At 73.6% G+C, this 1,377-nt stretch carries 2 protein-coding genes and 1 pseudogene; 1 reads left to right on the top strand and 2 read right to left on the bottom strand.

Features of this window, described 5'->3' with window-relative positions; all coding sequences use genetic code 11:
- A pseudogene (locus BACI9J_RS23235) lies at positions 1-192 on the top strand (IucA/IucC family siderophore biosynthesis protein); the annotation flags it as partial.
- 30 nt (positions 193-222) lie between these two features.
- On the opposite strand, the gene BACI9J_RS23240 reads toward BACI9J_RS23235, so the two are convergent.
- Positions 223-858 (bottom strand): pyridoxine/pyridoxamine 5'-phosphate oxidase, encoded by a 636-nt coding sequence (locus BACI9J_RS23240; protein WP_017885457.1) that lies wholly within the window; start codon positions 856-858, stop codon positions 223-225.
- A gap of 18 nt (positions 859-876) precedes the next feature.
- On the bottom strand, positions 877-1,377 hold a 501-nt coding region (locus BACI9J_RS23245), incomplete at its 5' end, for an NUDIX hydrolase (RefSeq protein WP_159736703.1).

Raw genomic sequence — 1,377 nt, forward strand, 5'->3', positions numbered from 1 at the left:
GGGGAGTGCATCGACGCGCACGCCGCCGCACACCCGGACCGCCGTCGACCCCTGGACCTGCGGGTGCCGACGTTCGAGCACTCGTGCCTGAACCGGTTGCAGCTGCGGAACACCCTGTCGATGGTGGACCTGGCCGACCAGTCGTCGTCGCTCATCCGGGCGGGCGCGATGCCGAACCCGATCGGGCGGTAGGGGGCGCCGGCGCTCGCGATGCGCGAGACGTCAGGGCTGCAGGCGGGTGGCCGACCACGCAGCGTCGGCGAGGACGTACTGCAGCCGGCGGTGCATCCGGTCACGGCTGCCGTGCCAGAACTCGACGACGTCGGGTTCGAGTCGCCAAGCCACCCAGCCGGCCGGCCGCGGCACGGCGTCGTCGGTCTCGTCGAGCAGGTCGTTCGCGTCGTCGATCAGGTCCTGCAGGGTCCGCGGTTCGAGCACGTCGGACTGGTCGGCGATCGCGGTCGCCGCGCGGGACTTCGGGGAGCGGTCGGCGAACAGCGCGTCGGACTCGTCGTCGGAGAGCTGCACCGCCCGGCCCTCGAACCGCAGCTGCTGCATGGTCTCGCGCCAGTAGACCTGCAGCGCTGCGTGCGGGTTCTCGGCGAGCTGGCGTCCCTTCGGGCTCAGGGTCGAGGTGCCGAACACCAGCCCTCGGTCGTCCAGGCGCTTCACGTCCACCGTCCGGGCGCTCACCCGACCGTCGGCGCCGGCGGTGGCGAGGGTCATCGACCTCGGCTCGGAGACGTCGCGCTCGTCGGCGGCCTCGAGCCACTGTCGGGCCAGGTCGAGGGGTGATGCCGGGGGAGCGTCGAACTCGGGCAGCTGCAGGGAGTCGTCACCGGACAGGGAGGAGGACATGCCTCCACCCAACCGTGCTCAGGCGCTCCACGTCCAGGCTGCCGGGGGACGACCCCCGCGGGGACCGGCCGCGGCGGGGGCGTCGACACGGCTGAGCACCGGGTTCGTCCGGAGCATTCGGTTCAGGTTGCCCGGGTCCGGGCTCGCGCCGGTCAGCGCGGTGAGCAGCCGACGGGCGTCCGCCGTGGTGAAGGGCGATCCGAGGAGCGCACGTGTGAGGGGAACGTCCGACCAGCACCGCAGTCGCACGTGCTCCAGCGCGGCGTCGACGATCCGGTCGTGGTCGAAGGGCAGCGCGAGGGGGCGGACCGCGGCGGCGTGCCACGTCGCCGCCGAGTCCGTGCCCGGCTCGACGACCGCCAGGAACGCGATGCTGATCGCGGCGCTCGGCGGGTCGCGGTCGGGTCCGTCGAACGCGCCGATCTGCGCCAGGTGGCGGACCGCGGCCGCGTCGATCCCGGTCTTGGTGCGCAGCGCGCGCCGCGCACCGTCCGCCAGGATCTCGGTGCCGTCCAGGAG

It is taken from the genome of Arthrobacter sp. 9V (assembly GCF_902506065.1).
Classification (GTDB): Bacteria; Actinomycetota; Actinomycetes; order Actinomycetales; family Micrococcaceae; genus Arthrobacter.

Coding starts and splice junctions, on each gene's coding strand:
- BACI9J_RS23240 (WP_017885457.1), bottom strand. CDS start 858: ATGTCCTCCTCCCTGTCCGGTGACGACTCCCTGCAGCTGCCCGAGTTC.